The following is a 25318-nucleotide window of genomic DNA, read 5'->3' as shown; positions in this document are numbered from 1 at the left end:
CCTCGTCTTGACACCGGAATTTTTGCCTTGTTATAAAGTCGCACGGGTCGCGCACCTATAACCACGATCACAAGCGCCGCTCCCGCAATCGCATCCGCAAGTCCTCCATCCATAAACAAAGAAAGGGGAAAGTTCGTGAACAAGCTCGAACTCATCGAGTCGATCGCCAAATCGGCCGATATCTCAAAGGCGGCTGCGGAGCGTGCACTCGACAGCGCAGTGGCCGCCATCCGGAACACATTGCGAAAAGGCGGCATGGTCACGTTGGTCGGTTTCGGCACGTTCTATGTCGGCAAACGCGCCGCGCGCAGCGGTCGCAATCCGCGCACCGGCGCCGTCATCAAGATAAAGGCAGCCAAGGTCCCCAAGTTCCGACCTGGAAAAGCGCTGAAGGATGCAGTAAACTGATGCGCTTTCCGTCTCGGGGGCAGCGAGCGGTTCGGCAAGGGACGCCAGCTACACTGAAGCAGCCGATTGCTGCTCCTCGGGGAGCGGCGGGTGCTTAGCTCAGTTGGTAGAGCGTCGCCCTTACAAGGCGAATGTCGGGAGTTCGAACCTCTCAGCACCCACCAGATATCGGTTTTCGGGAGTGGTAGTTCAGTCGGTTAGAATACCGGCCTGTCACGCCGGGGGTCGCGGGTTCGAGTCCCGTCCACTCCGCCAGACCCACGAAAGGCGAACGAGAGTTCGCCTTTTTTGTTTGCACGAGTTTTGTTATCGCTGCGCGCCCGCACGGCGGCCGCAGACTTGAGCGAATCCAGCCATGTTCGAACTGGTATCCAAGCACAAGCGCCTGATCATGGTCGTGCTGTGCGTCCTCATCATTCCTCCGTTCGCCTTCTTCGGGATCGATTTCTACTTCCGCGACAGCAGCGCGGGAAGCGGGATCGCCAGCGTCGGAAAGACCCGCATCTCCGAACAGGAGTTCGGCATGGCCTTACGCCAGGCACAGGACCGCATGAGAGACGCGGTGCGCGAGAATCCCCAGCTCGCCGCACAGCTCGACAGCCCCGAATTCAAGGAAGCGGTGCTCGAAGATCTGATTCAGCGCCGGGTGATGCTGGCGCAAGCCGCCGGCGCGGGCATGGCGGTCTCGGACACCGAGCTGCAGACGATCATCGCCGGCATCGAAGCGTTCCGGGACGAGAACGGGAAATTCTCGCCGGAGCGCTATCAGCGGCTGTTGCGCGCGCAGGGAATGACGCCACTCATGTTCGAGAATCAGCTGCGCCAGGACGTGCTTTTGTCCCGTCTGCAATCGGTCTATGCCGGGACGGCGTTCGTTCCCGATGCGGTGGTCGAGTACTTGGTGCGACTGCGCGAGCAGCAACGCGAGGTCAGCCAGGCGCTGTTCGAGCCGAGCCGGTATCGCGATCAGGCGAAGGTCACCGAGGCGGAGGCGAAGAAGTACTACGAAGAGCACAGCGCCGAGTTTCGCGTGCCCGAGCGGGTCAAGCTGGAATACGTCGTGCTCACCCCGGAAGCGGCGGCCCGGAGCGTGACGGTGTCGGAAGAGGAGCTGCACCAAGCCTATCAGAGCAGACTGAGCCAGTTCCAGACGCCGGAGAAGCGCAGCGCAAGCCACATCCTGTTCGCGGCCGGGAGCAGCGCGACCGAGGAGGAGAAGGCAAAAGCCCGGGCGCAGGCCGAGGACGTGTTGAGCCAGCTGCGGGCGTCGCCCTCGCGCTTTGCCGAACTCGCCCGCAAGTTTTCCCAGGACCCGGGCTCCGCCGAACAGGGTGGAGCGCTCGGCGAATTCGAACGCGGATTCATGGTCAAGCCCTTCGACGACGCCGTGTTCAGCATGAAGCCGGGCGAGATCCGCGGTCCGGTAGAGACCCAGTACGGCTACCACATCATCCGCCTGGACGGCGTCAAGCCTACGGTGACCACGCCGTTCGACAAGGTCAGGGCGCAACTGCTCGAGGAGGTGCGCAAGGAACGCATGCAACGCGCGTTCACCGAGGCCGCACAACGCTTCGGCGACATGGTCTACGAGCAGTACGAGAGCCTGCAGCCGGTGGCCGAGGCGTTCAAGCTCACGATCCAGAAGACGGATTGGATCGGCAAGTCCGGAGCCAACGCCAATGCGCTGTTCAACAATCCGCGGCTGCTGGAGCAGGTCTTTTCCCAGGAATCGATCGCCAACAGGCGCAACACCGAGGCGATCGAAGTCCAGTCCAACCAGCTGGTCTCCGCGCGGGTCGTGGAGCACGCCCCCGAGAGCACGTTGCCGTTCGAGCAGGTGAAGGCGGACATCCTGGAGCATCTGCGCGATCGGCGCGCGGCCGAACGGGCCGAAAAAGAAGGGCGGGACGTGCTCGAGAAGCTGCAGAAGGGGCAGCCGGTCGACGTTCGCTGGTCCGCGCCAGTGACCGTGACCTTGCAGCGCCCGCAGGGGCTGCATCCGGAAGGCATGCGGGCGGTCTTCGGTGCGGACGCGTCCAAGCTGCCCGCTTATGTGGGCGTCGCCGCTTCCGACGGCCGGTTCGTCATCTATAGGGTCAGCAAGGTGCAGGACGTGCAGAGCGTGAATCCCGACCAGATCAAGGCGGCGGGTAACCAGATCGCTCAGCTTGCCGCCCAGCAACAGTTCGCAGCGCTGGTCGCCAGCATGCGCGAAGGCGCCAAGATCCGCATCGACAAGTCCAAGCTGCAACCGCCCCCGCGGTAAGCGCCAGCCGCGAGACCGGCGAGCGCAGCGCCTGACGGCCCCGCCCGGTGCTATTCCACCGCCGCCACGCCGGTGATGTTGAACCCGGCGTCCACGAAGGTGATCTCCCCGGTGATGCCGCTCGCCAGATCGGAGAGCAGGAACGCCGCGACGTTGCCTACTTCGTCAATCGTGACGTTGCGCCGCAGTGGCGATTGTTTCTCGCTGAACGACAGCAACTTGCCGAAGCTGCCGATGCCGGCGGCCGCGAGCGTCTTGATCGGGCCGGCGGAGATGGCGTTGACCCGGATCCCGCGCGGGCCCAAGCTCTGCGCCAGATAACGCACGTTGGCTTCGAGGCTGGCCTTGGCCAGGCCCATCACGTTGTAGTTGATGAACGCACGCTGCGCGCCGAGATAGGTGAGTGTGAGCAATGCGCCGTTGCCTGCGCTCATCATCGGCAGCGCAGCTTTCGCCAGAGCGCCCAAACTGTAGGAACTGACGTCGTGCGCGATGCGGAAGGCTTCGCGCGCGATCGTGTCGATGTAGTCACCGGACAAGGCTTCGCGCGGAGCGAAGGCGATCGAGTGGACCAGACCGTCCAGGCCGTCCCAGCGCCGGCCCAGGGAAGCGAACAGCGCCGCGATCTCCTCGTCGCTCGCCACGTCGCAGGGCAGCACCAGATCGGTGCCGAACTCCGCGGCCAGCTCGACGACCCGCTCCCTGATCTTCTCTCCCTGATAGCTGAAGGCGAGTTGCGCGCCTTCCCGATGCGCGGCCCTGGCAATTCCGTAGGCGATCGAGCGATTGCTGAGCATCCCCGTGATCAGGATCTTCTTGTTGGCCAGGAACCCCATTTCGCCTCCTCGCTGAGAAAGCGCGGATTATAGCCAACGAGCAACGGCCGACCGGTCAAGCGGGGCGCAGGCCACGACCGGCGTTTCCGCTACACTGATCCGCATGGGGCTCAAACACACCGTCGCGGCCGGCCTGGTGGTGCTGCTGGGCGCGGGCTGCGGAGGTCCGTGGAACCATCCCTATCCGGCGGAGCAGCGTGGTCAGAACATTCTTTACTCCGCCTTCACCGAGCGTCCCAAGCATCTCGATCCGGTGCAGTCCTACGTGGAGAACGAAGCGGTCTTCACGGCCCAGATCTATATGCCGCCGCTGCAATATCACTGGCTGCGGCGACCCTACGAGCTGATCCCGCTCGGCGCCGCGCGCATGCCGCTACCCCGATACTTCGACGCCAGCGGCCGCCGGCTGCCGGACGGTGCACCTGCCGCGCAGGTGGCCTACACGCTGTACGAGATCGAACTCAAGCCCGGCATGCGCTATCAGCCCCATCCGGCGTTCGCCAGGACGGCGCAGGGCAGTCCCGCCTATATCGGGTTGAGCCGGGAAGCACTCGCCCGTTACAGGGACCTGCCGGAGTTTTCTCTCACAGGCACGCGCGAAGTCGAAGCACGCGACTACGTCTATCAGATCAAGCGCCTGGCTCATCCCTGGCTGCACTCGCCGATCTTCGGCCTGATGAGCGAGTACATCGTCGGGCTGAAAGAGTACGCGCAAGCGCTGCAGCGCGCCGCCGCTGACGTGCCGCGCGACGCCTATCTGGACCTCGACCGCTTCGATATCGAAGGCGTGCGGGTGATCGACCGCCGGCGCTACGAGATCAGGATTCGCGGCAAGTACCCGCAGTTCCTCTACTGGCTCGCGATGCCGTTCTTCGCGCCGGTGCCCGCGGAGGCCGAGCGCTTCTATCGCCAGCCTGGAATGGCGGCGAATCTCTCCCTGGACTGGTATCCGGTAGGCAGCGGCCCGTTCATGCTCACGATGAACAACCCGAACCGGGTCATGATCATGGAGCGCAACCCGAACTTCTCCGGCGAGCCGTATCCTTCGGAAGGGGAGGCGCAGGATGTCGCAGCCGGCCTGCTCCAAGATGCCGGCAAACCGATGCCGTTCCTCGACAAGATCGTGTTCGCGCTGGAGAAGGAGAGCATCCCCTACTGGAACAAGTTCCTGCAGGGCTATTACGACATTTCCGGCATCAGTTCCGACAGTTTCGACCAGACGATTGCGTTCGGCCCGGGCGGCGAGGTCCAGCTCACCGAGCAGATGCGCGCGAGGAACATCCGGCTGCAGACCGCGGTTTCGCCCTCGACGATCTACATCGGGTTCAACATGCTCGACCCCACTGTCGGCGGCGCCTCCGAACGGGCGCGAAAGCTGCGCCATGCCGTTTCGGTGGCGCTCGACATCGAGGAGTTCGTGTCGATCTTCCGCAACGGCCGCGGCGTAACCGCGCACGGGCCGATTCCACCCGGAATCTTCGGCTACCAATCGGGTGAAAGGGGGATCAACCGCCATGTCTACGACTGGGTGGACGGCAGACCGCGGCGCAAGCCGGTGGAACACGCCAGGAGGCTGCTCGCCGAGGCCGGCTATCCCGAAGGCATCGACTCCGCCACCGGTCGGCCGCTGGTGATCAACTTCGACACCTATTTGGTGGGTCCGGAAGGCAAGGCGCGGGCCGACTGGCTCATCAAGCAGTTCCAGAAGATCAACCTGCAGCTGGTGGTGCGCAATACCGACTTCAACCGCTTCCAGGAAAAGCTGCGCAAGGGCACCACGCAGGTGTTTCTACTGGGATGGAACGCGGATTACCCGGATCCGGAAAACTTCCTCTTTCTCTTTCACGGGCCGCAATCGCGCGCGCAGAACAGCGGAGAGAATGCAGCCAACTACTCCAATCCCCGATTCGACGCGCTGTTCGAGCAGATGCGCAACATGGAAAACGGCCCCCAGCGACAGGCCATCATCGACCGCATGATCGAGATCCTGCGCTTCGACGCGCCCTGGGCGTTCGGTTTCCATCCCGCCGATTACTCGCTCGCCCACGGCTGGGTCTACAACCGCAAGCCGAACAAGATGGCCAACAACGGCCTGAAATACCTCCGCGTCGATCCCGCACTGCGCGAAGCCATGCGCGCGCGGTGGAATGCGCCGGTGTTGTGGCCGCTGCTTCTCGTGGGCTTGATCGCGCTCGCGGTGCTGATCCCCGGCTGGCGGGCCTGGCGGCGCAGGGAACACAGCGCGGCCCTGCCGCAGGAGGCCGGCTGATGCTGAGCTACGTGGTGCGCCGCCTGCTTTACGCGCTTCCGATTCTCGTCGGCGTCAACCTGATCACCTTCGTGCTGTTCTTCTACGTCAACACGCCGGACGACATGGCACGGCTTGCCCTGGGCGAGAAGCGCGTGACCCAGGAAGCGATCGACAAATGGAAGCGCGACAAGGGCTACGACAAGCCGCGCTTCTACAATCCGCAGGCCACCGGGCTCGACAAGTTCACCGACACGATCTTCTTCACCAAGTCGGCGTCGATGTTCGCGCTCGATTTCGGCAAGGCGGACGACGGCCGCGACATCGGGCAGGAAATCCGCATCCGCATGGGGCCGAGCTTGGCGATCGCCATTCCGACTTTCGTGCTGGGGCTCGCCTGTTACGTGACCTTTGCGCTGATCCTGGCGCTGTTCCGCGCCACCTGCGTCGACTTCGCCGGCGTCGTGCTCTGCGTCATCGCCATGTCGGTCTCGGGACTGTTCTACATCATCGGCGGGCAGTACCTGGTCGCGAAACTGTGGAACCTGGTCCCGATCTCCGGCTACGCGGACGGTCTGAACGCCTGGCGTTTCGTGGCACTGCCCGTGGCAATCGGCGTGATCGGCGGCATCGGTTCGAGCACGCGCTGGTACCGCACCATCTTCCTCGAGGAGATCGGCAAGGACTACGTGCGCACCGCGCGCGCGAAAGGGCTGAGCGAGGCGCAGGTGCTGGTCGGTCACGTGCTGCGCAACGCGTTGATCCCGATCCTGACCGGGGTCGTCGTGGTGATTCCGCTGCTGTTCCTGGGCAGCCTGCTGATGGAGTCCTTCTTCGCCGTGCCGGGACTGGGCAGCTACACGATCGAGGCGATCAACAACCAGGATTACTCCGTGGTGCGCGCCATGGTGTTTCTGGGCGCCGTGCTCTACGTGCTGGGCCTGATCCTCACGGACGTTTCCTACACCTGGGTCGATCCCCGCGTGCGCCTGGACTAGCCATGCCGTTCAAGCCGGTCGTCCTGTGGACCGATGCGCTGATCTTCCTGCTCGTGGCCGCGGTCTGCGCGCTCGCCTGGCAGATGCGCCGGCGCGAGCACTTGCGCGAACCCTGGCGCAAGGTGGCCCGCAGTCCGATGGGCATGGTCTCGGCCGTCGTGCTGGCGGTCTTCGTGGCGATCGGGCTGCTCGACTCCCTGCATTTCCGGCCGCGACTTCCAGGCTCGGAAGCGAACTTCGCCGTCGACACCTTGAGTGTCCTCGACGTGATGCTCGCGCACCTGCGCACCCGCCCGGAGACCACGTACTCGGCGCCGCTCGCCACGCGGCTCTACGCGCGAGAGACCGTCGAGCTGCCCGACGGCCGGCAAGCGCGGATCTTTCCGCGCCTGAAGCACGGAGGTGCGCATCTGACCGATCCGGAAGCCGAATGGGCGGTCGATGTCGCACGGCGCACGATCGTCGGGCTCGCGCTCGCCGCGCTCGCCTGGAATCTTCTGACTGGAGTGGCAGTGACCTGGCGCGCCGCCAGGCTCGGGCAGTCGTGGCACGCGTGCTGGAACGCGATCTGGCGCGGCGAAACCGAGATGCCCTGGCGCGCGATGCTGATCGCCGCTGGATTCATTCTGCTGGTCGCAGCGCCCATGCTGGTGCTGTCTGCGAAGTACCACGTGCTGGGCACCGACAAGGTCGGTCAGGACGTGCTCTATCTGTCGCTGAAGAGCATCCGCACCGGACTGGTGATCGGAACGCTCACGACCCTGGTGATGCTGCCGTTGGCGTTGCTGCTGGGCATCATGGCCGGCTATTTTCGGGGCTGGATCGACGACGTCATTCAGTATCTGTACACGACGCTCAATTCGATTCCGAGCGTTCTGCTCATCGCGGCGACGATTCTGGTGATGCAGGTCTACCTGGAGACCCACCCGGGTCTGTTCGAAACGGTGCAGCAGCGCCAGGATCTGCGCCTGCTGTTCCTGTGCCTGGTACTGGGGGTCACGAGCTGGACCGGCCTGTGCCGGCTGCTGCGCGGCGAGACCCTCAAGCTGCGGGAGATGGAATATATCCAGGCGGCGCGGGCCTTCGGGGTACCGCACTGGCGCATCATCACCCGCCACATCCTGCCTAACGTGATGCACATCGTGCTGATCGCGGTGGTGATGGATTTCTCCGGGCTCGTGCTGGCCGAAGCGGTGCTTTCCTACGTAGGTGTCGGCGTGGACCCGACTACGATCAGTTTCGGCACGATGATCAACGCGGCGCGGCTGGAAATGGCGCGCGAGCCTATGGTGTGGTGGTCCCTGGCCTCGGCGTTCGTCTTCATGCTGCTGCTGGTGCTGTCCGCCAACCTGTTCGCTGACGCGGTGCGCGACGCGTTCGACCCGCGTGTGGTGGTGCGCGGCGGTTTGCCCGCACTTTCCCGTCCTCGCAGGCGCCCGGCGGTCGCGACATGAGCCGGCCGCTGCTGGAAGTTCGCGACCTCGCCACCTGGGTCGAAAGCGCCGACCAGGTGGTGCGCGCGGTGGACAGCGTCTCGTTCACGATCACGCGGGGCGAGACGTTCGCTTTGCTGGGAGAATCGGGCTGCGGCAAGTCCACCGTGGCCCTTTCGATCGCTCGCCTCCTGCCCGAGGCTGGCCGGGTCGTCTCCGGCTCGGTGAAGCTCGATGAGGTCGATTTGCTACGCCTGCCCGAGAACCGGATGCGGGCGGTTCGTGGCCGGCGGATCGGCATGATCTTCCAGGAGCCGGGCGCGAGCCTCGATCCGGTGCTGCCGGTGGGCGTGCAGGTCGCCGAGGTCCTGGAGCGCCACACGCCGCTGCGCGGGAATTTGCTTGACCAGCGCGTTCTGGAACTGCTCGACGCCGTCGGCATCCCCGACCCGCGCCGCCGCAGGCACGACTATCCGTTCCAGTTGTCGGGTGGCATGAAGCAGCGGATCATGATCGCGATCGCGCTGGCGTGCGAACCCGACCTGCTGATCGCCGACGAGCCCACCAGCGCGCTCGACGTCACCATTCAGGCGCAGGTTCTCGACCTGTTGCGCGGGCTGCAGCAGCGGCTCGGGATGTCGATGCTGCTGATCACGCACGACCTCGGGGTCGTGGCCGAGACCGCGCACCGGGTTGCCGTCATGTACGCCGGCGAGATTGTCGAGGAAGCGCCGCGGGAGCGGTTCTTTCGCGATCCGCGGCACCCCTACTCAAGAAAGCTGTTCGCTTCGATTCCCGGGCCCCAGGCGCGCAAAGGCCGCCTCGCGGCGATCCGCGGAGCCGTGCCTGCGCTCACGCGGCCATTCGCCGGCTGCCGCTTCGCCGAACGTTGCGATCGGGCCTGGGCCTTGTGCCGCGCCGAGGCGCCGGGCTGGACGGACCTTGGGGCGGGCGGCGGGGTCAGATGCCATCTGTATTCGGCCCCAGGCGCACGTGCGAGCGCGGCCCCCGGTGAGGCGGCCCCTGCGGTGGCGGTTGCCGCACGCGAAGAACAGGGGCGCGGTGAAGCCTCGATCGGAAGACCGCTGCTGGAAGTCACGGGACTGAAGGTGCATTTTCCGGTCCGCAAGGGATTGCTCAGACGCACGGTGGGCTGGCTGCGCGCGGTCGACGGCGTGTCGTTTGCCATTCCCGGCGGCCGCACGCTCGCGCTGGTGGGCGAATCGGGCTGCGGCAAGACCACCGTCGGCAAGGGCGTGTTGCGGCTGCTGCCGATCCAGGGCGGGAGTGTGCGCTTCGAGGGCAAGGATCTCGCGGCGCTGAGTGGTGGCGCGCTGCGCGCGCGGCGCAGGGATTTCCAGATCATCTTTCAGGACCCCTACAGTTCCCTCAACCCGCGGATGCGCGTGCTGGAGATCATCCGGGAAGGCATGCGGGCGCTTCGCGCGGTAGCCGAGGAGGAGCAGATGGCACGCATCGACGAACTGCTCGCTCAGGTCGGATTGACGCCGGACATGAAGTTCCGCTATCCACACCAGTTCTCCGGCGGCCAGCGCCAGCGTATCGCGATCGCCCGTGCCCTGGCCGTCAAGCCGAGGCTCATCGTGTGCGATGAGCCGACCAGCGCGCTGGACCTGTCCGTGCAGGCGCAGATTCTCAATCTGCTCAAGGAGCTTCAGGACCGGCTGGGCATCGCCTATCTGTTCATCACGCACAACGTTTCGGTCGTGCAGTTCCTGGCGCACGAGGTGGCGGTCATGTATCTCGGGCGCATCGTCGAGCACGGAACGGTGGAGGAGGTACTGGGCGATGCGAAGCATCCCTACACACGGGCACTGCTGTCGGCCGTGCCGGCGATTTCTGCATCGGATCGCCCGGAACGAATCCGGCTGCCGGGCGACCTTCCATCGCCGCTGCAGCCACCCACGGGCTGCCACTTTCATCCACGCTGCCCGCTCGCGATGGACGCCTGCCGGCGCAACTATCCCGAGCCGGTGGCGCTGTCGGCGACCCGGACGGTGCATTGCCACCTCTATCGGTGAGGCGTGAGGGGTGCGGCGTGAGGTGAGAGGCGCAAGGCGCGGAACTTGGAGGAGCAGTGACGCGGGCCTGCGCGAGCCTACGCTTCTCGATCGTGGAACAGCCCGAAGCGGCGATTACTGCAACATCTTCGAAACCTGCGGGATGCGCGGGTCGCGATAGATCACCAGTTTCTGCCCGGCGCGAATCGCCGTGCCGCGCACGTGGTTCCATTCCTTGAGCGCGGCGACCGTGACGCGGTACTTGCGCGCGATGGTGGACAGCGTTTCGCCCTTGCGCACGCGGTGCACGATGCGGGTGCCGTAGTAATCCTCCGGCGACTGGAATTCGGGATTGTCCCACGTGTCCGCCAGATTGGACGCCTCCGAGCCTTCCACCATCGGGACCAGCAGAGTGCGCCCGGGACGCGCCGGCCGGCCGGCGGTGATGCCGTTGATCTCGCGCAGCCGCGCCGGGCTGATCTCGAAGCGCTGCGCGACTTCCTCCACGGTATCGCCTTTTTTCAGCGTGTAGGTCTGCCAGCTCACCAGCGGCTCGTCATAGCTCCGGAGATTGGTCTGGAAGACGCCGGCCTTGTCGATCGGCAGAACGAGCGTGCGGCTGCCGTTCGAGGTGATTACGGGGCGGTTGTAGCCGGGATTCAGCGCCACGAACTCTTCGACCGTCATCTCGGCAAGCTGCGCCGCGACCTCGACGTCGATGTGATCGGAGGCGTTGACCACCGTGAAATAGGGCTGATCCGGAATCTCGGGCAAGGCGAAGCTCAGCACCGAGGGATTGGACACGATGTTCTTCACTGCCTGCAGCTTCGGCAGATAGTTGCGCGTCTCGCGCGGCATGCGCAGACTGTAATAGGTCGTGGGCTTGCGCAGGGCCCGATTGCGCAGGATCGCCCGCCGCACGCCGTTCTCTCCCCAGTTGTAAGCGGCGAGCGCAAGATTCCAGTCCCGGAATTCCGCGTGCAGCGTCTCCAGGTAGTCCAGTGCCGCGCGGGTGGCGGCGATGACGTCGCGCCGCCCGTCGTACCACCAGTCCTGCTGCAAGCCGTACTTGCGCCCGGTGGACGGAATGAACTGCCAGATGCCCGACGCCCGCGCCCGGGAGTGGGCGTTCGGGTTGTACGCGCTTTCGATCATCGGAAGCAGCGCAATCTCGGTGGGCATGCCGCGCTTTTCGACTTCCTCGACGATAAAGTGCAGATAGAGCCGGCTGCGCTCGATCATGCGCTGCGTGTAATCCGGATGGTTCAGATACCACGCCTCGTGGCGGGCGACGAGCGGACTTTCGATTTCATCCATCCGGAAACCGGCGCGAATGCGATCCCAGATACTGCGCGCCGCCGCCTCTTCGGCGCCGGGCGCCGGGATCGAGGGTTCGGCAGCTGCCGGCGGATCGGATGACGGGGCCGGCTGAACGAGGAGGGGGCTGCCATCCTCCGGCACCTCGCCCGCCTCGGTCAACGAGGAAGCGGGATCGGACGCTGTCGGTGGCGATGGATCGGGGGGAGAAAAAGGGTCTTCGGCGCGGGCACCGCAGACACACAGGGTGAGCACGAAAGCGGCGATCGTATTCTTCATTTTCCTCGTCGGAGCCCGGAATCGATATCGATGCTAAAGCATAACTTCTTGTATCGTCAATACGTTAGATGTAACTGTTTATATGGTCCCTAAGGTCGAACTCCGGGGGCGCACCCTGTCGCCCGCGGGCCGTCAAAAGCTGTCCTTCCACTGCCGCAGCACCGCGAACACCTCCACCGGGTCGTCCAGCTTACGACCGGCACGACGGCTCGCAGATTCCCGGAGCGCTGCAAGACCCGTGCGCAGGAAAGGGTTGGCGGCTTTCTCCATTGCGATGGTGGACGGCAACGAGGGTTCCCCGCGCTCGAGCGCCGCGCGCGCCGTAGCCTCGCGTTCTGCGAGCGCCGGGTTGTCCGGTTCGACGGCGCGGGCGAAGCGCAGGTTCGACAGCGTGTATTCGTGCGCGCAGTACACCCGCGTCTGCTCGGGCAGGACGGCGAGCTTGGAGAGGGAAGCGTACATCTGCGCGGGCGTGCCTTCGAACAGCCGGCCGCAGCCGCAGGAAAAAAGCGTGTCTCCGCAAAACAGCAAGCCCGCGCCCGCATAGCCGATGTGTCCCCGGGTGTGCCCCGGGATGTCGAGCACCCGCAACCGGAGCTCTACCCCGGGCACGACGATCTCGTCGCCTTCGCGCAGCCTGCGTGTTACGCCCGGAATCGGCTCGTCGGCCGGGCCGTAGACCGGTACGTTATACTGCGCCAGCAGTCGCGCGTTGCCGCCGACGTGATCGCCGTGATGATGTGTACAGAGGATCGCGGTGAGTTCGAGCCCGTGTGCACGCAGATATGTCAGCACCGGCCCGGCGTCTCCCGGATCGACGACGGCGGCCTGCCGATCCCGGCGTATGCACCAGATATAGTTGTCGCTGAATGCCCTGATTGCGGAGATCGCCGCCTCGCTCATGACCGTATCTTTCTCACCGCGACAAGCGATGTCAACGACGTCCGCACAAGGCAGTCTTTCGCAGTGGCTCGCCACGCCGCTCGGAGCGCATATTCTGCAGGTCGAGCAGAGCTACTTCGATCAGGAGCTCGCCGACGTATTCGGCTTCCACGCGCTGCAGCTCGGGCTGCCCGAGCACGATTTTCTGCGCGCCAACCGGATGCCCTTCAGGGCGCGTACGGCCGTGACCGGACCGTCCGCCTTCCTGAGCGATCCCTGCGCGCTGCCGGTACAGACCGGGGTGATCGATCTGGTAGTGGTGCCGCACGTGCTGGAGTTCAGCTCCAACCCGCATCAGGTGCTGCGCGAAGTGGCGCGCATTCTGATGCCCGAAGGCCACGTGGTGGTGTCCGGATTCAATCCCTGGAGCCTGTGGGGCGTGCGGCGCCTGGCCGCGCGCGACGCAGCCTTTCCCTGGTGCGGGCAGTTCATCAATCTGCCACGGCTGAAGGACTGGATGGCGCTGCTCGGCTTCGAGGTCGCCGCTGGCCGGATGGCCTGCTACGTACCGCCGCTCGCCAGCGAGAAGTGGCGACAGCGCTTCGGCTTCATGGAGAAGGCCGGCGATCGCTGGTGGCCTTTCGCGGGCGGAGTCTATTTCCTGCACGCCATCAAGCGCGTGCATGGAATGCGCCTGATCACGCCCAAATGGAAGGCGGCCGGCGAGAAGAGAAAGGCGCTGGCGCCCATTCCGCACCGGCACAGCCATCCGGACGACGCGCGGGCCGCCAGGCACAACGGCGTGGCCGGCGACTCCAGATGAGCCGGGGCGTGGTCGATGCCTTTACCGATGGCGCGTGCAAAGGCAACCCGGGACCGGGCGGCTGGGGTGTGCTGCTGCGCTGGAATGGCCACGAGAAGGAGCTGTTCGGCGGCGAACCGGTGACCACCAACAACCGAATGGAGCTCACCGCCGTCATCGAAGCGCTGGCGGCGCTGAAGCGCCGGTCGAAAGTCAGGCTGCACACCGATTCACAGTACGTCGCGAACGGGATCAGCGCCTGGATTCACGACTGGAAGCGGCGCGGCTGGCTCACCGCCGACAGGAAGCCGGTCAAGAACGCCGACCTGTGGAGGCGGCTCGACGACCTTGTCAGCCGTCATGAGGTCGAATGGATCTGGGTGCGCGGCCATTCCGGACACGACGGTAACGAACGCGCGGACGCGCTCGCCAATCGCGGCGTCGCCTCGGTGGTGATGCGGGCCTGACATGCGTCAGATCGTGCTGGACACGGAGACCACCGGGCTCGATCCGGCGCTCGGCCATCGCATCATCGAGCTGGCCGCAGTCGAAATCGTCAATCGCCGCATCACCGACAAGGTGTTTCACCGCTACCTTAACCCGGAGCGCGAGATCGAAGACGGCGCGCTGCAGGTGCACGGCATCACCGGCGAGTTCCTCGCCGACAAGCCCAGATTCCGCGACGTGGCCCGGGACTTCCTTGAGTTCATCGACGGGGCCGAGCTGATCATTCACAACGCCGCGTTCGACCTCGCCTTTCTCAACGCGGAGCTGGCGCTGCTCAAGCTAGAACCCGTCGAGGCGTATTGCCATGCCATCACGGACACCTTGCGCATGGCCAAGGATCTGCATCCGGGCAAGCGCAACTCCCTGGACGCCCTGTGCGAGCGTTATGCGATCGACAACTCTTCGCGCACGCTGCACGGCGCGTTGCTCGACGCCAGGCTGCTGGCGGAGGTCTACCTGGCGATCACGCGCGGCCAGGACAGCCTGCTGATGGACGTCGTCTCGGGTCCGGGACCCGCGGCACGGGTTGCCGCGGGTGCACGCAACGTGGAGCTGATCGTGGTGCGCGCTACGCCGGAGGAACTGGATCTGCACCGGGCACGGCTCGAGGACATCGACAAGGCCTCCAGGGGGGGCTGCATCTGGAAGAAGCTCGAACCGGCGGCGAGCCAGATCGAAGCCGGAAGCGGCAATCCGAATCTCGACGCGCAGCGCGCGTAGCGTCCGCGGTCCGCGGTCGCAGCCAGGTCGATGCGGCTGGTCACTCGGCGCGCAGCGCCTCGACCGGGTCGAGACGCGCCGCGCGGGTCGCCGGTGCCACGCCGGCGGCCAGCCCGATTCCGACCGCGATCATCTCGGCCAGCACCACGAAGCTCCACGGCGTGTGCACCGGCAGCGTGTCGAAGGCCGCATGCAACAGTTGCGCGATGCCGATGCCGAGCCCCAACCCGAGCAGTCCGCCGATCGCCGAGAGCAAGAGCGCCTCTCCCAGGAACAGCGCCAGCACCTGGACGCGGCGGGCGCCGAGCGCACGCAGCAATCCGATCTCCGCAATGCGCTCCGCAACGGAAATCGTCAGGATCGTGAGAATGCCCACGCCGCCCACCAGCAACGAGATGCCGCCCAGCGCACCGACGGCGAAGGTCAGCACGTTGAGCACGGAGGAGAGCACGTCGAGCATCTGCTGCTGCGGCGTGATGGTGAAATCCTCCCGCCCGTGGCGGGCCAGCAGCACTTTGCGGATGCCCTCGACCACCTTGTCCACCGGCGCGCCCGGCGCGTGCGCCACGTGGATCTCCATCAGCCCCTCGCGGTTGAACAGTTCGAGCGCGCGCCCGGCGGGAATGTAGACCGTGTCGTCGAGATCGAAGCCGAGCACCTGCCCCTTGGACTCCATGACGCCGATCACGCGAAAGCGGCTGCCACCGATCTCGATCCGGGTGCCCAGCGGGCTGGCGTCTCCGAACAGCTCGTCGCGCACCTTGGAGCCGAGCACCGCGAAGGCGCGGGCGTTCTCCAGGTCGTCGTGCGGCAGAAAACGGCCGGATGCCACGCGGATATTGAGGGTGTCCGGAAACTCGGGCCCGACCCCGTAGACCACCACGCGCCGACTGCGCGCGTTCGCGCTGACTTCCGCGTTGCCCTGCAGCGCGGGGTTGGAGTAGATCACGTGCGCAACCTGCTTGAGCGCGACCGAATCGGCCAGGGTGAGGGGCCGGTCGCTGCCGAAGATGCCGACCGAGGCCCCATGCGTCCGGGTCTTGCCGGGGGAGACGCTGATCACGTTGGTGCCGAACTGCGAGAACTCTGCCAGCACGAACTGATGGATCCCTTCCCCGATTGAGGTGAGCAGGATGACGGCCGCGATGCCCACGGCGATGCCCAGCGCGGTCAGGAAGCTGCGCAAGCGGTGGCTCCTCAGCGAGCCGAAGGTGAATTTCAACAGATCGGCCGGATGCATGGCTATCGACGGGCCAGGGCCGCTACCGGGTCGAGCTGCGCGGCCCGGCGCGCGGGTGCGAGACTGAAGACGATCCCGGTCGCGACCGCGGTCGCCAGCGCGGCACCCACCGCCCACGGCGGCGCCGCGGCCGGGAACTTCGGGTAGATTTGCCCGATGGCGGCGATCCCGGCCTCGCCCAGCACATAGCCGACCGTGGCGCCGATGGCGGAAAGCACGATGGCTTCGGCGAAGAACAGACTGCGGATCTGTGGCGCGGAAGCGCCCACCGCCTTGAGCAGGCCGATTTCGCGCGTGCGCTGGGACACCGCGATCAGCATCACGTTCATGATAAGAATGCCGGCCACCGCCAGGCTGATGGCTGCGATCCCGCCCACCGCCATGGTGAGCGTGCGCAGGATGCGGTCGAAGGTCGCCAGCACCGCGTCCTGGGTTACCACGGTCACGTCCTCCTCGCCTTCATGGCGCACCTTGAGGATGCGCTTGACGTCGTCGCGTGCGGCTTCGAGCGCTTCGCGGCTCTTGGCCTCCACCAGGATGCGTACCAGCGAGGCCTGATTGAACAACTGTTGCGCCGAAGCCACCGGAATGATGACGATCTCGTCGATGTTGAAGCCGAGCGCCTGCCCCTGCGCGCCGAGCACGCCGATCACGCGATAGCGGCGCTCGCCGATGCGCACCCACTGCCCGAGCGCCGGGCCGGCCCCGAACATCTCCGCGCGCAGCTTGATGCCGATCACACACACCGGCTCGGCGAGCATGGGATCGCCGCCGGGCAGAAAGCGGCCCTGCACAAGCTTCAGGCCGCGGATTTCCAGGAACTCGTGCGTGGTGCCCAGTACGGTCGCCTCCCGGCTGCGCTGCGCCCAGGAAAGCTGGGCCGTTCCGATGTTCAGCGGCGCGATCTTCGATACATGACGACTCTTGAGCAGTGTCAGGGCGTCCTCCAGTGTCAGATCGCGCGGCGAGCGCCCGACCATCATGCCGGGCATGTTGCCTCCGGTTTCCGTGCGTCCCGGAAACACGATGATCAGATGCGTACCGAGCGAGGAGAATTCCCTCACCACGTAACGGCGCGCGCCTTCGCCCAGCGCGGTAAGCACGACCACCGCGCCCACGCCGATTGCCATCGCGATCACCATGAGGACGCTGCGCGCGCGGGAGCCTTTCAGGCTGCCCCAGGCGAAGGCGACGATGTCGGCGAGTTTCATCTGGGATGCTGCCGTGCCTCGGGAGCGCGCCGGTCGGAGGCGATGCGCCCGTCCACCATCCGCAGGCACCGCTGCGCGCGGCCGCCGAGTTCGGGATCGTGGGTCACCACGATCAGCGTGACGCCTTGCTCGTGCAGCTTTTCCAGGATCTCGATGACTTCCCTTCCGGACGTGCGGTCCAGATTGCCGGTCGGCTCATCGGCCAGCACGACCGCCGGGCGCATGACGGTGGCGCGCGCGATGGCCACGCGCTGGCGCTGGCCGCCGGAGAGCTGGTCGGGACGGTGGTGCATGCGATTGCCCAGACCGTAGGCCTCGAGCAGCGCCTGCGCGCGGCGGCTGCGCTCCTGGGCGGGCACGCCGCCCAGCATCATGGGCAGTTCGACGTTTTGCGCGGCGGTCAGCCGCGGCACCAGGTGAAAGAACTGGAAGACGAAGCCGATCTTTTCGCGCCGCACGCGCGCCTGTTCCTCGTCCGAGAGCGTGGTGACCTCGCGCCCGTCCAGGCGGTAAGTACCCGACGTGGGCCGGTCGAGCAGGCCGATGATGTTGAGCAGCGAGGACTTGCCCGAGCCCGACGGGCCCATAAGGCTCAGGTACTCCCCGGCGCCGATCTCAAGGTCGATGCCGGACAGCGCGTGTACCTGCTGATCGCCGACCTGGAAGATCCGCTCGATGGCTCTCAGCGAGATCATGTTCTACGCATTGGTCGGCAACGAAGCGAACCGCCAAGGGCGGCGAGGACAGCGAGGGCACCAGAACGGCAAGAGCGCGCAGGCCGTGAAGACAGATGACCCGCAGGGCATGGCAGCGCTCCTATTTCCGGGCGCCGGCATCGCCCTCGGCGATGACCTTCGCACCTTCGACCAGTCCCTGGCGCTCGACGGAGAGCACGATGCGATCGCCTTCGCTGAGCCCCGAACGCACCTCGGTGAATTCCCAGTTCGAAAGCCCGGTTTCGAGTTTGCGGATCGTCAGCCGGCCTTCAGGGGTGACCAGCCATACGCGATTGCCTTCGAGCAGGGCCGCAGTGGGCACGCGCAGGACGTTGTCGCGCGCGGCGAGGACAATCTCGACGTCCGCGCTGTAGCCCACGAGCAGCGTCCTGAACTGGGAAGCATCCTCGAACTCGATCTCGACGTCCACCGTGCGCGCCTGTTTCTCGCGGTCGAGTACGTAAGGCGCGATTCGGCGCACGTGGCCGGGAAACTTCTTCCCGGGAAACGCGTCGATGGTGATTCTCCCCGGCTGTCCGATCACGATGTTCGGGGCGTCCACCTCGTCGATCGGGGCGGTGACATAGAGGCAGGAATCGTCGATCAGGTCCACCGCCGGCGGCGTGGGGATGCCGGGCGGAGAAGGCGTGGTGAATTCCCCCACTTCTCCCGTCACTTCGGCAACCACGCCGGCAAACGGCGCGCGCAGGTAGGAGCGCGACAACTCGGCTTCGACCGCGGTCGCGCGCGCGGCGGCCTGTTTCACTTCGGCGCGCGCGGCGTTGCACGCCGCGCGACGGGCCTGGGCATCGGAGACCGCGCGGTCGAGGCGTTCCTCGCTGATGAAGCCGCGCTCCATCAATTGTCGCGAGCGCTGCGCCTCGCGCTCGGCGGCGTCCGCGGTCAGGCAGATCTCGGTGGCGCGCTCCCGGGCCGATTCCTGCTGGTCTCGCGCGAGCTCGAGCTGGGCGCGCAGATCCTCGTTCCACAGCTCCAGCAGCACTTGGCCCGCGCGCACGCGATCACCCTCTTGGACATGAAGCCGGGCAATCTGTCCGCCGGAACGGGGTGCGAGCTTTGCGCGCCGGCACGCGCTCACCGTGCCGGCGCGGGTATTCGCGACGGTGGACTCGACCAGCCCGCGCTCGACTGTGGCCACGGTCACCGGCAGCGGATCGGGCCGCGACGCGTACCAGATGGCGCCGGCGGCCAGGGCGATCAGCAGGACGATCAGGGCGAGTGTACGGCGCAAGAGGACTCCCGTTGATGCAACTGGCTGGCTTGTTCTTCCGGTACGCAATGCGACCGCCCGCGAATTATGCCAGCAGGAACCCGCACATCGCTTGCGCCAGATCAAAAGCGCGACCTGCGCTGGCCCGCGACTACTTCGCTTTCAGAAGACGGTCGATCTCTTCGCGCAGCCCGTTCGCCTTGGCGACGAACGCCTCGGGCGTGTCCGGAGGGACCATCCGAAAGGCGGGCGGTTTGAGCTGGGGGGCGAACTCCGGTGTGGTGGCGTACGTGAGGCGCGCGGCGTAGTCCACCAGCCAGATCGAGCCGACCAGGGCCCCGGACAGCGCCGCGGCCGTGATCGCGGCGCGGCGCACGGGCGCGCGACTCACCAGTCGGATGTGCCGATAGAGCATTGCCGCGAGGATGGCCACCAGGACCAGCAGGAATAGTCGCGGCACGATCTCGGACGACAACGCATAGGCGAGGTGGCTCGATACTTCGTAGCCGAGAACGATGGCGGTGACGCCGATCAGCGCGGTGTTGGCGTGCGCGTAGAAATTGGCGTTGCGCGTGGCCAGCCTGCCGAAGAACGCCCAGGTGCCGATCCAGGCGAAGGCCCCCAGCAGCAGGGCCAGCACCGAGGCGACCATTTGCACCGGCCGCGCCTCGTCGAAAGTCGACAGATAGATCTCGCCGAACAGCAGGAGTCCGGTCGCAATCAGGACCAGATAGAAGGCGATCGCGCGCCGCAGCAGCTGCGAGCCGGGCCTAGTCGCGAGCTCCGGTTCGACCGCGAAGTGCGCGTCGCGGAAGCGCAACTGGGTGTGTCCGATGCGCACGCGAAGATCCTGGCTGACCGCCACCGAAGTGGCCTGCCGCGGCGGATCGAGCAGATGAAGGCCGTTCTTCGAGCCGAGATCCGTGATGAGCAAGCCGCCGTTGGCGTCGCGCTCGACGCGCAGGTGGTGCGGCGCGACGTACGGGTCGTCGAGAATCAGATCGTTGTCGTACGCCCGCCCGATCGTGAAGGGGGTGGACGCGATGCGGCTGCGCGATCGCACGTCTGCGCCGCGATCGAGCACTTCGACGAACATCATCGCGAGCGCTCCGGCTTCTTGCGCGAGTATGCGGCCGGGGCAGCGCCCTGCGCCGGCAGGGGAGCGATCGACTCCAGATAGCGCTGCACGAAGCGGCTGCCGTTGCCGAAGCTCACGCCGGTCAGCGAGAGCGTGGACAGCATGCCCCTGTCGCCGCGATCGACTGCGGCGGCGCGCAGCCAGAAGTCGTACAGGCCCGGCAGGCGCTTGTAGGCGCGCACGCAGAGCGCCGCGCGCAACGGCAAGGCAGCACTGCCCACGAAATCCGTACGGCAGCGGAACTCGGTGAAGTCCTCTTCACGGCCGGGTGCCGCCCCGGTCGCGCCGAAGCGCGACTCGAACATCCGATAGAAGCGCGCCGGGCCCAGGGACCGGCTTTCCAGCAGCACATGGTCGAAGTCGATCGATCCGGTGCGCACGTTCTCGAACACGAAAATGGAGTCCTCGCTCAGACAGCTCTGCACGAAGGCACGGTATTCACGGCTGTTCCCGGCTTCCGCGCGGCCCCAGCAGCGCATGAAATCGCCCAGCTTCGCCGGTACGCGGTAGGGGCCGAGCGCGGTCAGCGGAAACGGTGCATCGAGAAGGGCGCCGAGCTGCCGATCCTGCTCGGCGAGCAACTGGTCCCGGGCGCGCAGCAGCAGGGTCTCGGGGGTGTTGCTCTCGTCGCGCGCCGACTCGACGAGCGCGCGCACGAACTTCACCGGCACCAGAAAGCTCACCAGCTCGGCATTGACGAGCCGCGCCACGTTCACCCCGAAGACGGTGCCTTCGCGCGTGATGGCCGGTCCGCCGCTCATGCCGGGGTTGATGGCGCCGGTGAAGTGGATGCGCTCGTATTTCGATTCGGCGACGAAGCCGTTGTAGGTGCCCTCGACGATGGTGAGTCCCAGATCGTGCGGATTGCCGATCGAGAAGCCGCGCTCGCCCTTCCACATGCCGCGCGTGAGCAACTGGAAATGCGGTTGGGCGCCGACCGGCATTCGCAGCAGCGCCAGATCGTGCACCACGTCCACGTCGACCAGCTTGAGCGAGCCGCGGCTGCCGTCGTGACGGGCGAATTCGATGCTGTAGTCTCCGGGGCGCTGCAGAAAGGGAGCGACGACGTGGAAATTGGTCGCCACCAGGCCGTCCGAGCTGACCAGGAAGCCCGAGCCCACGGAAGCCTGCGATTGCGTGGCGTTCAGCACCACGCGCACTTTCAGGACCTTGTCCTTCGCGGTGTCGAACAGCACCTGGGCCCGGTCGGGATCCGGGGGCGCGGAAAGCGCGGGCGCTGCGCAGCAAAGCCACAGCAGCACGACGCCGGCGAGCGAGTTTAGCATCGGGAATTGCACCGCAAGGAGGCGTGTCGGGCTGGTGGGTGGTACTGGGTTCGAACCAGTGACCCCTGCCGTGTGAAGACAGTGCTCTACCGCTGAGCTAACCACCCGCAAGGCGCGCATTTAACCACAGCACGCCGGACGGCTCGAATTTAATCACGCCGCCGGCGGCGGGGTCAACGCGCGATCGGTCTGTGCCTGCCCTGTTCAGTGGAGCGTGAGCGTTTCCGCACTTGCCGGCTGGCGAAAGCCGCCAGCCTGCGCTCCAGTTCCAGCGCAGCGCGAAGAGCCTGAGAATCGCATAGTTCGGCAGCACGTCCGGCATCGGCTGCGATCGCCCTGCCTTCACTGCCGCGAACGGAAAGCTCACCTTTGCGTGGCGCGGCTTCGGCGAAGCTTTCGCGTAGAATGGCGCCCTTTTTCCGGCGTCGATTGAATGGTCCGCACCCGTTTCGCTCCGAGCCCGACCGGTTTTCTGCACATCGGCGGTGCGCGCACCGCGCTGTTCTCCTGGGCGTACGCGCGCAAGCATGGTGGCCGTTTCATCTTGCGCATCGAGGACACGGACCTCGAGCGTTCCACCGCCGAATCGACCCAGGCCATCCTGGACGCGATGCAGTGGCTGGGGCTCGATTACGACGAAGGACCGTACTTTCAGATGAAACGTCTCGACCGCTACAGGGCGGTCGCGGAGCAACTCATTTCCGGCGGCAACGCGTACTGGTGCTATGCCTCGAAGGAAGAACTCGAGGCCATGCGCGAAGAGCAGCGCGCCCGCGGACTCAAGCCGCGCTACGACGGGCGCTGGCGCCCCGAGAACGCGAGAGGCAGGACGCCCCCGGCCGGGGTCAAGCCGGTGCTGCGTTTTCGCAACCCGGATTCAGGACAGGTAAGCTGGGACGATCTCGTGAAGGGACCGATCTCGATCGACAACGAAGAACTCGACGATCTGGTCATCCTGCGCGCGGACGGCGTGCCGACCTACAACTTCGGAGTGGTGGTCGACGATATCGACATGAACGTCACCCACGTCATCCGCGGCGACGACCACGTGAACAACACGCCTCGCCAGATCAACATCTTCCGCGCGCTGGGCGCGACGCTGCCGGAGTTCGGCCACGTGCCGATGATCCTCGGCCACGACGGGGAGCGCCTGTCCAAGCGCCACGGTGCGGTAAGCGTGATGCAGTACAAGGAGGACGGCTACCTTCCCGAGGCGCTGGTCAACTATCTGGCGCGCCTGGGCTGGGGACATGGCGATGACGAAGTATTCTCGCGCAGCCAGTTCGTGGAGTGGTTCGACCTTGCTCATATCAGCCGTTCGCCGGCGAAATTCGATCCCGCCAAGCTCGCCTGGCTCAACCAGCAATACATCAAGATCGCGGACGACGCGCGGTTGGCGGAGCTGGTCGCGCCGTTTTTGCGTGCCCGCGGCTGCGATCCCGCGCAGGGGCCGGACCTCAGGGCAGTGGTGGCGCTGCTGAAGGAGCGGGCCGCGACTCTGGTTCAGCTTGCGGACGCAGCCGTGCTGTTCTACCGGCGCCTGTATCCGACCGACGCGCTCAGGCAACAGCACTACTCGGCGGAAGCGCGCCCCGCGCTGGAGGACTTGCGCGCCCGGCTGGAAGAGATTACGTGGTCACGTCAAGCCATCTCGCGCACGCTGACGGACGTGGTTGTGCGCAGTGGCTTGAAGATGCCGAAAGTGGCCATGCCGTTGCGCGTCATGGTCACCGGCGAGCCGCATACGCCCTCGATCGACGCCACGCTGGAACTCATCGGGCGCGAGGAAGTGCTGCGCCGGATGGACGAAGAACTGGCCGTGTATCCCGACTAACCGTTTTCTTTACAGGGTATTAGGCCATCCGTATAATGCGCCCTCTTTCCGGTGGGGGTATAGCTCAGCTGGGAGAGCGCTTGCATGGCATGCAAGAGGTCAGCGGTTCGATCCCGCTTACCTCCACCACCGATTGCTTCGCCGAACGGGTCCCCATCGTCTAGAGGCCTAGGACATCGCCCTTTCACGGCGGTAACCGGGGTTCGAATCCCCGTGGGGACGCCAGAAAATCAACGACTTACAGATTCGGGCGGCCGAAAAGTTAAAGTCTTGTTAAAGTTTTTCGGCTTGAATGGTTTTACAGCCCCGCCGGCTTGTTAAACTTTAACAAGCCTTTTGCAACGTGGTTGCGCCGGGCACTCCGGCGTCCAAGGTAGTCGTCTCCGCACTCTCCAGGCAGAGCACTTCAGCGACAGAGGGAATTCGCGCCGTCGCACGGCCCGTGGGTTCGGCGCCGCGCCCAAGGCGCGTCCGCGGCGCATGTAGCCGCCGCGTGGTCCGCGTGCATGATCCAGGGGCGCCCCGCGGATGGTGCGTCCACCCGGCACGCTATGCACGCGGTGGCTCGCGTGCCGGGTCATGAATCAGAGAATCTCCACGCGCCCGAGCGCGCGCATGCTCTGCGCATCGAAGCGCGCCAGCTCGACGATCTCGCCCGGCTCCACGCGCGCTCCGCCCACGCAGAAGGCGCGCAGCACGCGGCAGCGCACGGGCTCGAGCAGCCGCGGATCGACGCGCGGTGCGCCCGAGGGATCGGGCCAGGGCCAGGCGGTGTGCAGGTGGCTCACGTGATCGAGGCCGCGCGCGTGAAGGCGGCGCGATCGCAGCCGATCGCCACATCGCAGCTCACCAGCACGCGGATCTGCACGCGCCCAGTCTGGAACTGCGTGTACGGATCGACCTCGACGGTGATCCCGCCGCCCCACAGTCCCACGACCACCTCGCCCAGCGGGCCGCAGAGCAGGGTTGCGGCCGGCATGAGCGTCGTCGCAAAGGCCGGGCAGGCGGCGATGCGATCGTCCTGCCAGATGAAGGTGCCGCCGCCGCTTGCGCGCTCGCGCGCTTCCAGCAGCTCGCGCACCGCCGGCGTGGCGAGGAAGGCGATCGTGCCGTCCTGGGCATTCGCCGCGGCGGCATTGCGTTTCATCGCCAGCACGCCGGACCAGGCGAGCGATGTGCCCGACTGTGTCGAGATGCCCGGGGCGTTGAGCACACCCAGCGGCTGCCCGCTCGCCCCCGAGCCGTTGAGCACGGCGGTGTCGATCACGGCACCGCATGTGCGCAGCAACTCGCGCCGAATCCAGGCCTCGGGATCGGCTTGTTGCATGAACTGTCTGCTCGCCACGATCACGCCGATCGCAGTCTTTGGAGTGAGCGCCGCCTGCGCGAGCGCCGGAGTGCTCGGCGAGGCCTGCGCGGATTCGGTGGACATCCACTGCACCGACACGGTGCCGCTCGTCATCGGCAGGAAGGCGTTGCTCGTGATCGATTCGATCATGGTGACACCACCTTGGAGTGTCACGGACCACGGCCTCAGGATGTCGCGCGCAGGCAAAGTGACGGCATCCACCAGATAGCCCCCGGCGCCGGCGGATGCCACGTTCAGGTCGCGTGTGAGCGCCCCGAAGGGCACCCACAGCCGGTGCGGATCGTCGCGCGGGAATCTGCTCGGCGCGATGCGCTGGGTCTCCTTGGCCCACTCGCGCTCGGGTCCCGAGAGCCCGGCGGGCGTGGCCATCTGCGAGATGGCGCGCGCGAGCGCAGCGGGCCGCGTGCGATCCTCCGGATTGCGGCGGTGCGCGCGCTCGAACTCTGCCAGTCGGCCGCGATGATAGGCCATCAGCTCCTGCAGGATCGATTCGCTGGCTGGACTGAGCTGCTCCATGACGTTCCCTCGTCTTACACGACCCGTACCTTCGGCGTTTGGTTGTCTCCGCATTCGCCT

Annotated in this window: 22 protein-coding genes and 5 tRNA genes; 14 read left to right on the top strand and 13 right to left on the bottom strand. The window is 66.0% G+C overall.

What is annotated here, in order from left to right:
• The first annotated feature begins 135 nt into the window (after positions 1-135).
• The 4 genes from VNM24_10870 to VNM24_10855 all read left to right on the top strand — a co-directional run bounded on the left by VNM24_10870 (position 136) and on the right by VNM24_10855 (position 2674).
• Complete coding sequence (locus VNM24_10870; GenBank protein HWQ39088.1) at positions 136-408, top strand: HU family DNA-binding protein; 273 nt, start codon at positions 136-138, stop codon at positions 406-408.
• Positions 409-496: 88 nt separating this feature from the next.
• Positions 497-572: transfer RNA gene (locus VNM24_10865), tRNA-Val, on the top strand.
• A 14-nt stretch (positions 573-586) separates the two neighbouring features.
• Positions 587-663: transfer RNA gene (locus VNM24_10860), tRNA-Asp, on the top strand.
• Positions 664-763: 100 nt separating this feature from the next.
• Entirely contained in the window at positions 764-2674 is a 1911-nt protein-coding gene (locus VNM24_10855) for a SurA N-terminal domain-containing protein (GenBank protein ID HWQ39087.1), read from the top strand.
• A 50-nt stretch (positions 2675-2724) separates the two neighbouring features.
• On the opposite strand, the gene fabI is transcribed toward VNM24_10855, so the two are convergent.
• Positions 2725-3510, bottom strand: coding sequence for an enoyl-ACP reductase FabI (gene fabI, locus VNM24_10850; protein ID HWQ39086.1), 786 nt, complete (start codon positions 3508-3510; stop codon positions 2725-2727).
• Between the two features lie 103 nt (positions 3511-3613).
• Between fabI and VNM24_10845 the strand changes: the two genes are divergently transcribed.
• Genes VNM24_10845 through VNM24_10830 form a run of 4 tightly spaced genes read left to right on the top strand, consistent with a single transcriptional unit; the run spans position 3614 to position 10231 of the window.
• The gene (locus VNM24_10845) at positions 3614-5779 is read left to right on the top strand and encodes an ABC transporter substrate-binding protein (protein HWQ39085.1); all 2166 of its coding nucleotides are present in this window, start codon (positions 3614-3616) and stop codon (positions 5777-5779) included.
• Complete coding sequence (locus VNM24_10840) at positions 5779-6756, top strand: ABC transporter permease (GenBank protein HWQ39084.1); 978 nt, start codon at positions 5779-5781, stop codon at positions 6754-6756. The genes VNM24_10845 and VNM24_10840 overlap by 1 nt, the downstream gene beginning before the upstream one ends.
• A 2-nt stretch (positions 6757-6758) precedes the next feature.
• The gene (locus VNM24_10835) at positions 6759-8210 is read left to right on the top strand and encodes an ABC transporter permease (GenBank protein ID HWQ39083.1); all 1452 of its coding nucleotides are present in this window, start codon (positions 6759-6761) and stop codon (positions 8208-8210) included.
• Positions 8207-10231 (top strand): ABC transporter ATP-binding protein, encoded by a 2025-nt coding sequence (locus VNM24_10830; GenBank protein HWQ39082.1) that lies wholly within the window; start codon positions 8207-8209, stop codon positions 10229-10231. Before VNM24_10835 ends, VNM24_10830 begins: the two co-directional genes overlap by 4 nt.
• Positions 10232-10345: 114 nt before the next feature.
• Here VNM24_10830 and VNM24_10825 read toward each other — a convergent pair whose 3' ends face one another.
• Together VNM24_10825 and gloB are read right to left on the bottom strand one after the other, a co-directional pair.
• The gene (locus tag VNM24_10825) at positions 10346-11806 is read right to left on the bottom strand and encodes a LysM peptidoglycan-binding domain-containing protein (protein ID HWQ39081.1); all 1461 of its coding nucleotides are present in this window, start codon (positions 11804-11806) and stop codon (positions 10346-10348) included.
• A gap of 132 nt (positions 11807-11938) precedes the next feature.
• Complete coding sequence (gene gloB, locus VNM24_10820) at positions 11939-12709, bottom strand: hydroxyacylglutathione hydrolase (protein HWQ39080.1); 771 nt, start codon at positions 12707-12709, stop codon at positions 11939-11941.
• 28 nt (positions 12710-12737) lie between these two features.
• Between gloB and VNM24_10815 the strand changes: the two genes are divergently transcribed.
• Genes VNM24_10815 through dnaQ form a run of 3 tightly spaced genes read left to right on the top strand, consistent with a single transcriptional unit; the run spans position 12738 to position 14717 of the window.
• Positions 12738-13511: a methyltransferase domain-containing protein gene (locus tag VNM24_10815; GenBank protein HWQ39079.1), complete on the top strand. Its 774-nt coding sequence runs from the start codon at positions 12738-12740 to the stop codon at positions 13509-13511.
• A complete protein-coding gene (gene rnhA, locus VNM24_10810) occupies positions 13508-13957 on the top strand; it encodes a ribonuclease HI (GenBank protein HWQ39078.1) in 450 nt (149 codons plus the stop codon). Before VNM24_10815 ends, rnhA begins: the two co-directional genes overlap by 4 nt.
• A gap of 1 nt (position 13958) precedes the next feature.
• A complete protein-coding gene (gene dnaQ / locus VNM24_10805) occupies positions 13959-14717 on the top strand; it encodes a DNA polymerase III subunit epsilon (protein HWQ39077.1) in 759 nt (252 codons plus the stop codon).
• 40 nt (positions 14718-14757) lie between these two features.
• Here the strand turns inward: dnaQ and VNM24_10800 are convergent, their stop codons facing one another.
• From VNM24_10800 to VNM24_10765, 8 genes are all read right to left on the bottom strand, one after another.
• Positions 14758-15957 carry an ABC transporter permease gene (locus VNM24_10800; protein HWQ39076.1) on the bottom strand — a complete coding sequence of 400 codons (1200 nt, stop codon included), beginning with the start codon at positions 15955-15957 and terminating at the stop codon, positions 14758-14760.
• A gap of 2 nt (positions 15958-15959) precedes the next feature.
• Positions 15960-17168: an ABC transporter permease gene (locus VNM24_10795; protein ID HWQ39075.1), complete on the bottom strand. Its 1209-nt coding sequence runs from the start codon at positions 17166-17168 to the stop codon at positions 15960-15962.
• Entirely contained in the window at positions 17165-17863 is a 699-nt protein-coding gene (locus VNM24_10790) for an ABC transporter ATP-binding protein (protein HWQ39074.1), read from the bottom strand. The genes VNM24_10795 and VNM24_10790 overlap by 4 nt, the downstream gene beginning before the upstream one ends.
• Before the next feature lie 121 nt (positions 17864-17984).
• Positions 17985-19136, bottom strand: a complete 1152-nt coding sequence (locus tag VNM24_10785; GenBank protein ID HWQ39073.1) for an efflux RND transporter periplasmic adaptor subunit — start codon at positions 19134-19136, stop codon at positions 17985-17987.
• Positions 19137-19266: 130 nt separating this feature from the next.
• Positions 19267-20214, bottom strand: coding sequence for an FHA domain-containing protein (locus tag VNM24_10780; protein ID HWQ39072.1), 948 nt, complete (start codon positions 20212-20214; stop codon positions 19267-19269).
• Positions 20211-21539, bottom strand: coding sequence for a serine protease (locus VNM24_10775; GenBank protein ID HWQ39071.1), 1329 nt, complete (start codon positions 21537-21539; stop codon positions 20211-20213). Before VNM24_10775 ends, VNM24_10780 begins: the two co-directional genes overlap by 4 nt.
• 32 nt (positions 21540-21571) lie before the next feature.
• Positions 21572-21646 (bottom strand) — tRNA-Val (locus VNM24_10770).
• Positions 21637-21861 carry a hypothetical protein gene (locus tag VNM24_10765; protein ID HWQ39070.1) on the bottom strand — a complete coding sequence of 75 codons (225 nt, stop codon included), beginning with the start codon at positions 21859-21861 and terminating at the stop codon, positions 21637-21639. Before VNM24_10765 ends, VNM24_10770 begins: the two co-directional genes overlap by 10 nt.
• Before the next feature lie 111 nt (positions 21862-21972).
• On the opposite strand from VNM24_10765, the gene gltX reads away from it, so the two are divergent.
• From gltX to VNM24_10750, 3 genes are all read left to right on the top strand, one after another.
• Positions 21973-23373 carry a glutamate--tRNA ligase gene (gltX, locus tag VNM24_10760; protein ID HWQ39069.1) on the top strand — a complete coding sequence of 467 codons (1401 nt, stop codon included), beginning with the start codon at positions 21973-21975 and terminating at the stop codon, positions 23371-23373.
• A gap of 53 nt (positions 23374-23426) precedes the next feature.
• A tRNA-Ala gene (locus tag VNM24_10755) sits at positions 23427-23502 on the top strand.
• Between the two features lie 20 nt (positions 23503-23522).
• Positions 23523-23598 (top strand) — tRNA-Glu (locus tag VNM24_10750).
• A 359-nt stretch (positions 23599-23957) separates the two neighbouring features.
• Here the strand turns inward: VNM24_10750 and VNM24_10745 are convergent.
• Both VNM24_10745 and VNM24_10740 read right to left on the bottom strand, forming a co-directional pair.
• On the bottom strand, positions 23958-24161 hold the full coding sequence (locus tag VNM24_10745; protein HWQ39068.1) for a hypothetical protein: 204 nt from the start codon (positions 24159-24161) through the stop codon (positions 23958-23960).
• Positions 24158-25258 (bottom strand): phage major capsid protein, encoded by a 1101-nt coding sequence (locus VNM24_10740; protein HWQ39067.1) that lies wholly within the window; start codon positions 25256-25258, stop codon positions 24158-24160. The genes VNM24_10745 and VNM24_10740 overlap by 4 nt, the downstream gene beginning before the upstream one ends.
• Positions 25259-25318 lie beyond the last annotated feature (60 nt).

This window comes from Burkholderiales bacterium (genome assembly GCA_035560005.1).
GTDB lineage: Bacteria > Pseudomonadota > Gammaproteobacteria > Burkholderiales > Eutrophovitaceae > DASRFY01.
Note: the sequence above shows the minus strand (reverse complement) of the source record. Positions and strands in the feature narration are given on the sequence as shown.

What these genes read in the sequence shown, in the direction of transcription:
- VNM24_10855 (HWQ39087.1), top strand. Translation starts at nt 764, where the DNA reads ATGTTCGAACTGGTATCCAAGCACAAGCGCCTGATCATGGTCGTGCTG.
- fabI (HWQ39086.1), bottom strand. Translation starts at nt 3,510, where the DNA reads ATGGGGTTCCTGGCCAACAAGAAGATCCTGATCACGGGGATGCTCAGC.
- VNM24_10845 (HWQ39085.1), top strand. Translation starts at nt 3,614, where the DNA reads ATGGGGCTCAAACACACCGTCGCGGCCGGCCTGGTGGTGCTGCTGGGC.
- VNM24_10840 (HWQ39084.1), top strand. Translation starts at nt 5,779, where the DNA reads ATGCTGAGCTACGTGGTGCGCCGCCTGCTTTACGCGCTTCCGATTCTC.
- VNM24_10835 (HWQ39083.1), top strand. Translation starts at nt 6,759, where the DNA reads ATGCCGTTCAAGCCGGTCGTCCTGTGGACCGATGCGCTGATCTTCCTG.
- VNM24_10830 (HWQ39082.1), top strand. Translation starts at nt 8,207, where the DNA reads ATGAGCCGGCCGCTGCTGGAAGTTCGCGACCTCGCCACCTGGGTCGAA.
- VNM24_10825 (HWQ39081.1), bottom strand. Translation starts at nt 11,806, where the DNA reads ATGAAGAATACGATCGCCGCTTTCGTGCTCACCCTGTGTGTCTGCGGT.
- gloB (HWQ39080.1), bottom strand. Translation starts at nt 12,709, where the DNA reads ATGAGCGAGGCGGCGATCTCCGCAATCAGGGCATTCAGCGACAACTAT.
- VNM24_10815 (HWQ39079.1), top strand. Translation starts at nt 12,738, where the DNA reads ATGTCAACGACGTCCGCACAAGGCAGTCTTTCGCAGTGGCTCGCCACG.
- rnhA (HWQ39078.1), top strand. Translation starts at nt 13,508, where the DNA reads ATGAGCCGGGGCGTGGTCGATGCCTTTACCGATGGCGCGTGCAAAGGC.
- dnaQ (HWQ39077.1), top strand. Translation starts at nt 13,959, where the DNA reads ATGCGTCAGATCGTGCTGGACACGGAGACCACCGGGCTCGATCCGGCG.
- VNM24_10800 (HWQ39076.1), bottom strand. Translation starts at nt 15,957, where the DNA reads ATGCATCCGGCCGATCTGTTGAAATTCACCTTCGGCTCGCTGAGGAGC.
- VNM24_10795 (HWQ39075.1), bottom strand. Translation starts at nt 17,168, where the DNA reads ATGAAACTCGCCGACATCGTCGCCTTCGCCTGGGGCAGCCTGAAAGGC.
- VNM24_10790 (HWQ39074.1), bottom strand. Translation starts at nt 17,863, where the DNA reads ATGATCTCGCTGAGAGCCATCGAGCGGATCTTCCAGGTCGGCGATCAG.
- VNM24_10780 (HWQ39072.1), bottom strand. Translation starts at nt 20,214, where the DNA reads ATGATGTTCGTCGAAGTGCTCGATCGCGGCGCAGACGTGCGATCGCGC.
- VNM24_10775 (HWQ39071.1), bottom strand. Translation starts at nt 21,539, where the DNA reads ATGCTAAACTCGCTCGCCGGCGTCGTGCTGCTGTGGCTTTGCTGCGCA.
- VNM24_10765 (HWQ39070.1), bottom strand. Translation starts at nt 21,861, where the DNA reads ATGCCGGACGTGCTGCCGAACTATGCGATTCTCAGGCTCTTCGCGCTG.
- gltX (HWQ39069.1), top strand. Translation starts at nt 21,973, where the DNA reads ATGGTCCGCACCCGTTTCGCTCCGAGCCCGACCGGTTTTCTGCACATC.
- VNM24_10740 (HWQ39067.1), bottom strand. Translation starts at nt 25,258, where the DNA reads ATGGAGCAGCTCAGTCCAGCCAGCGAATCGATCCTGCAGGAGCTGATG.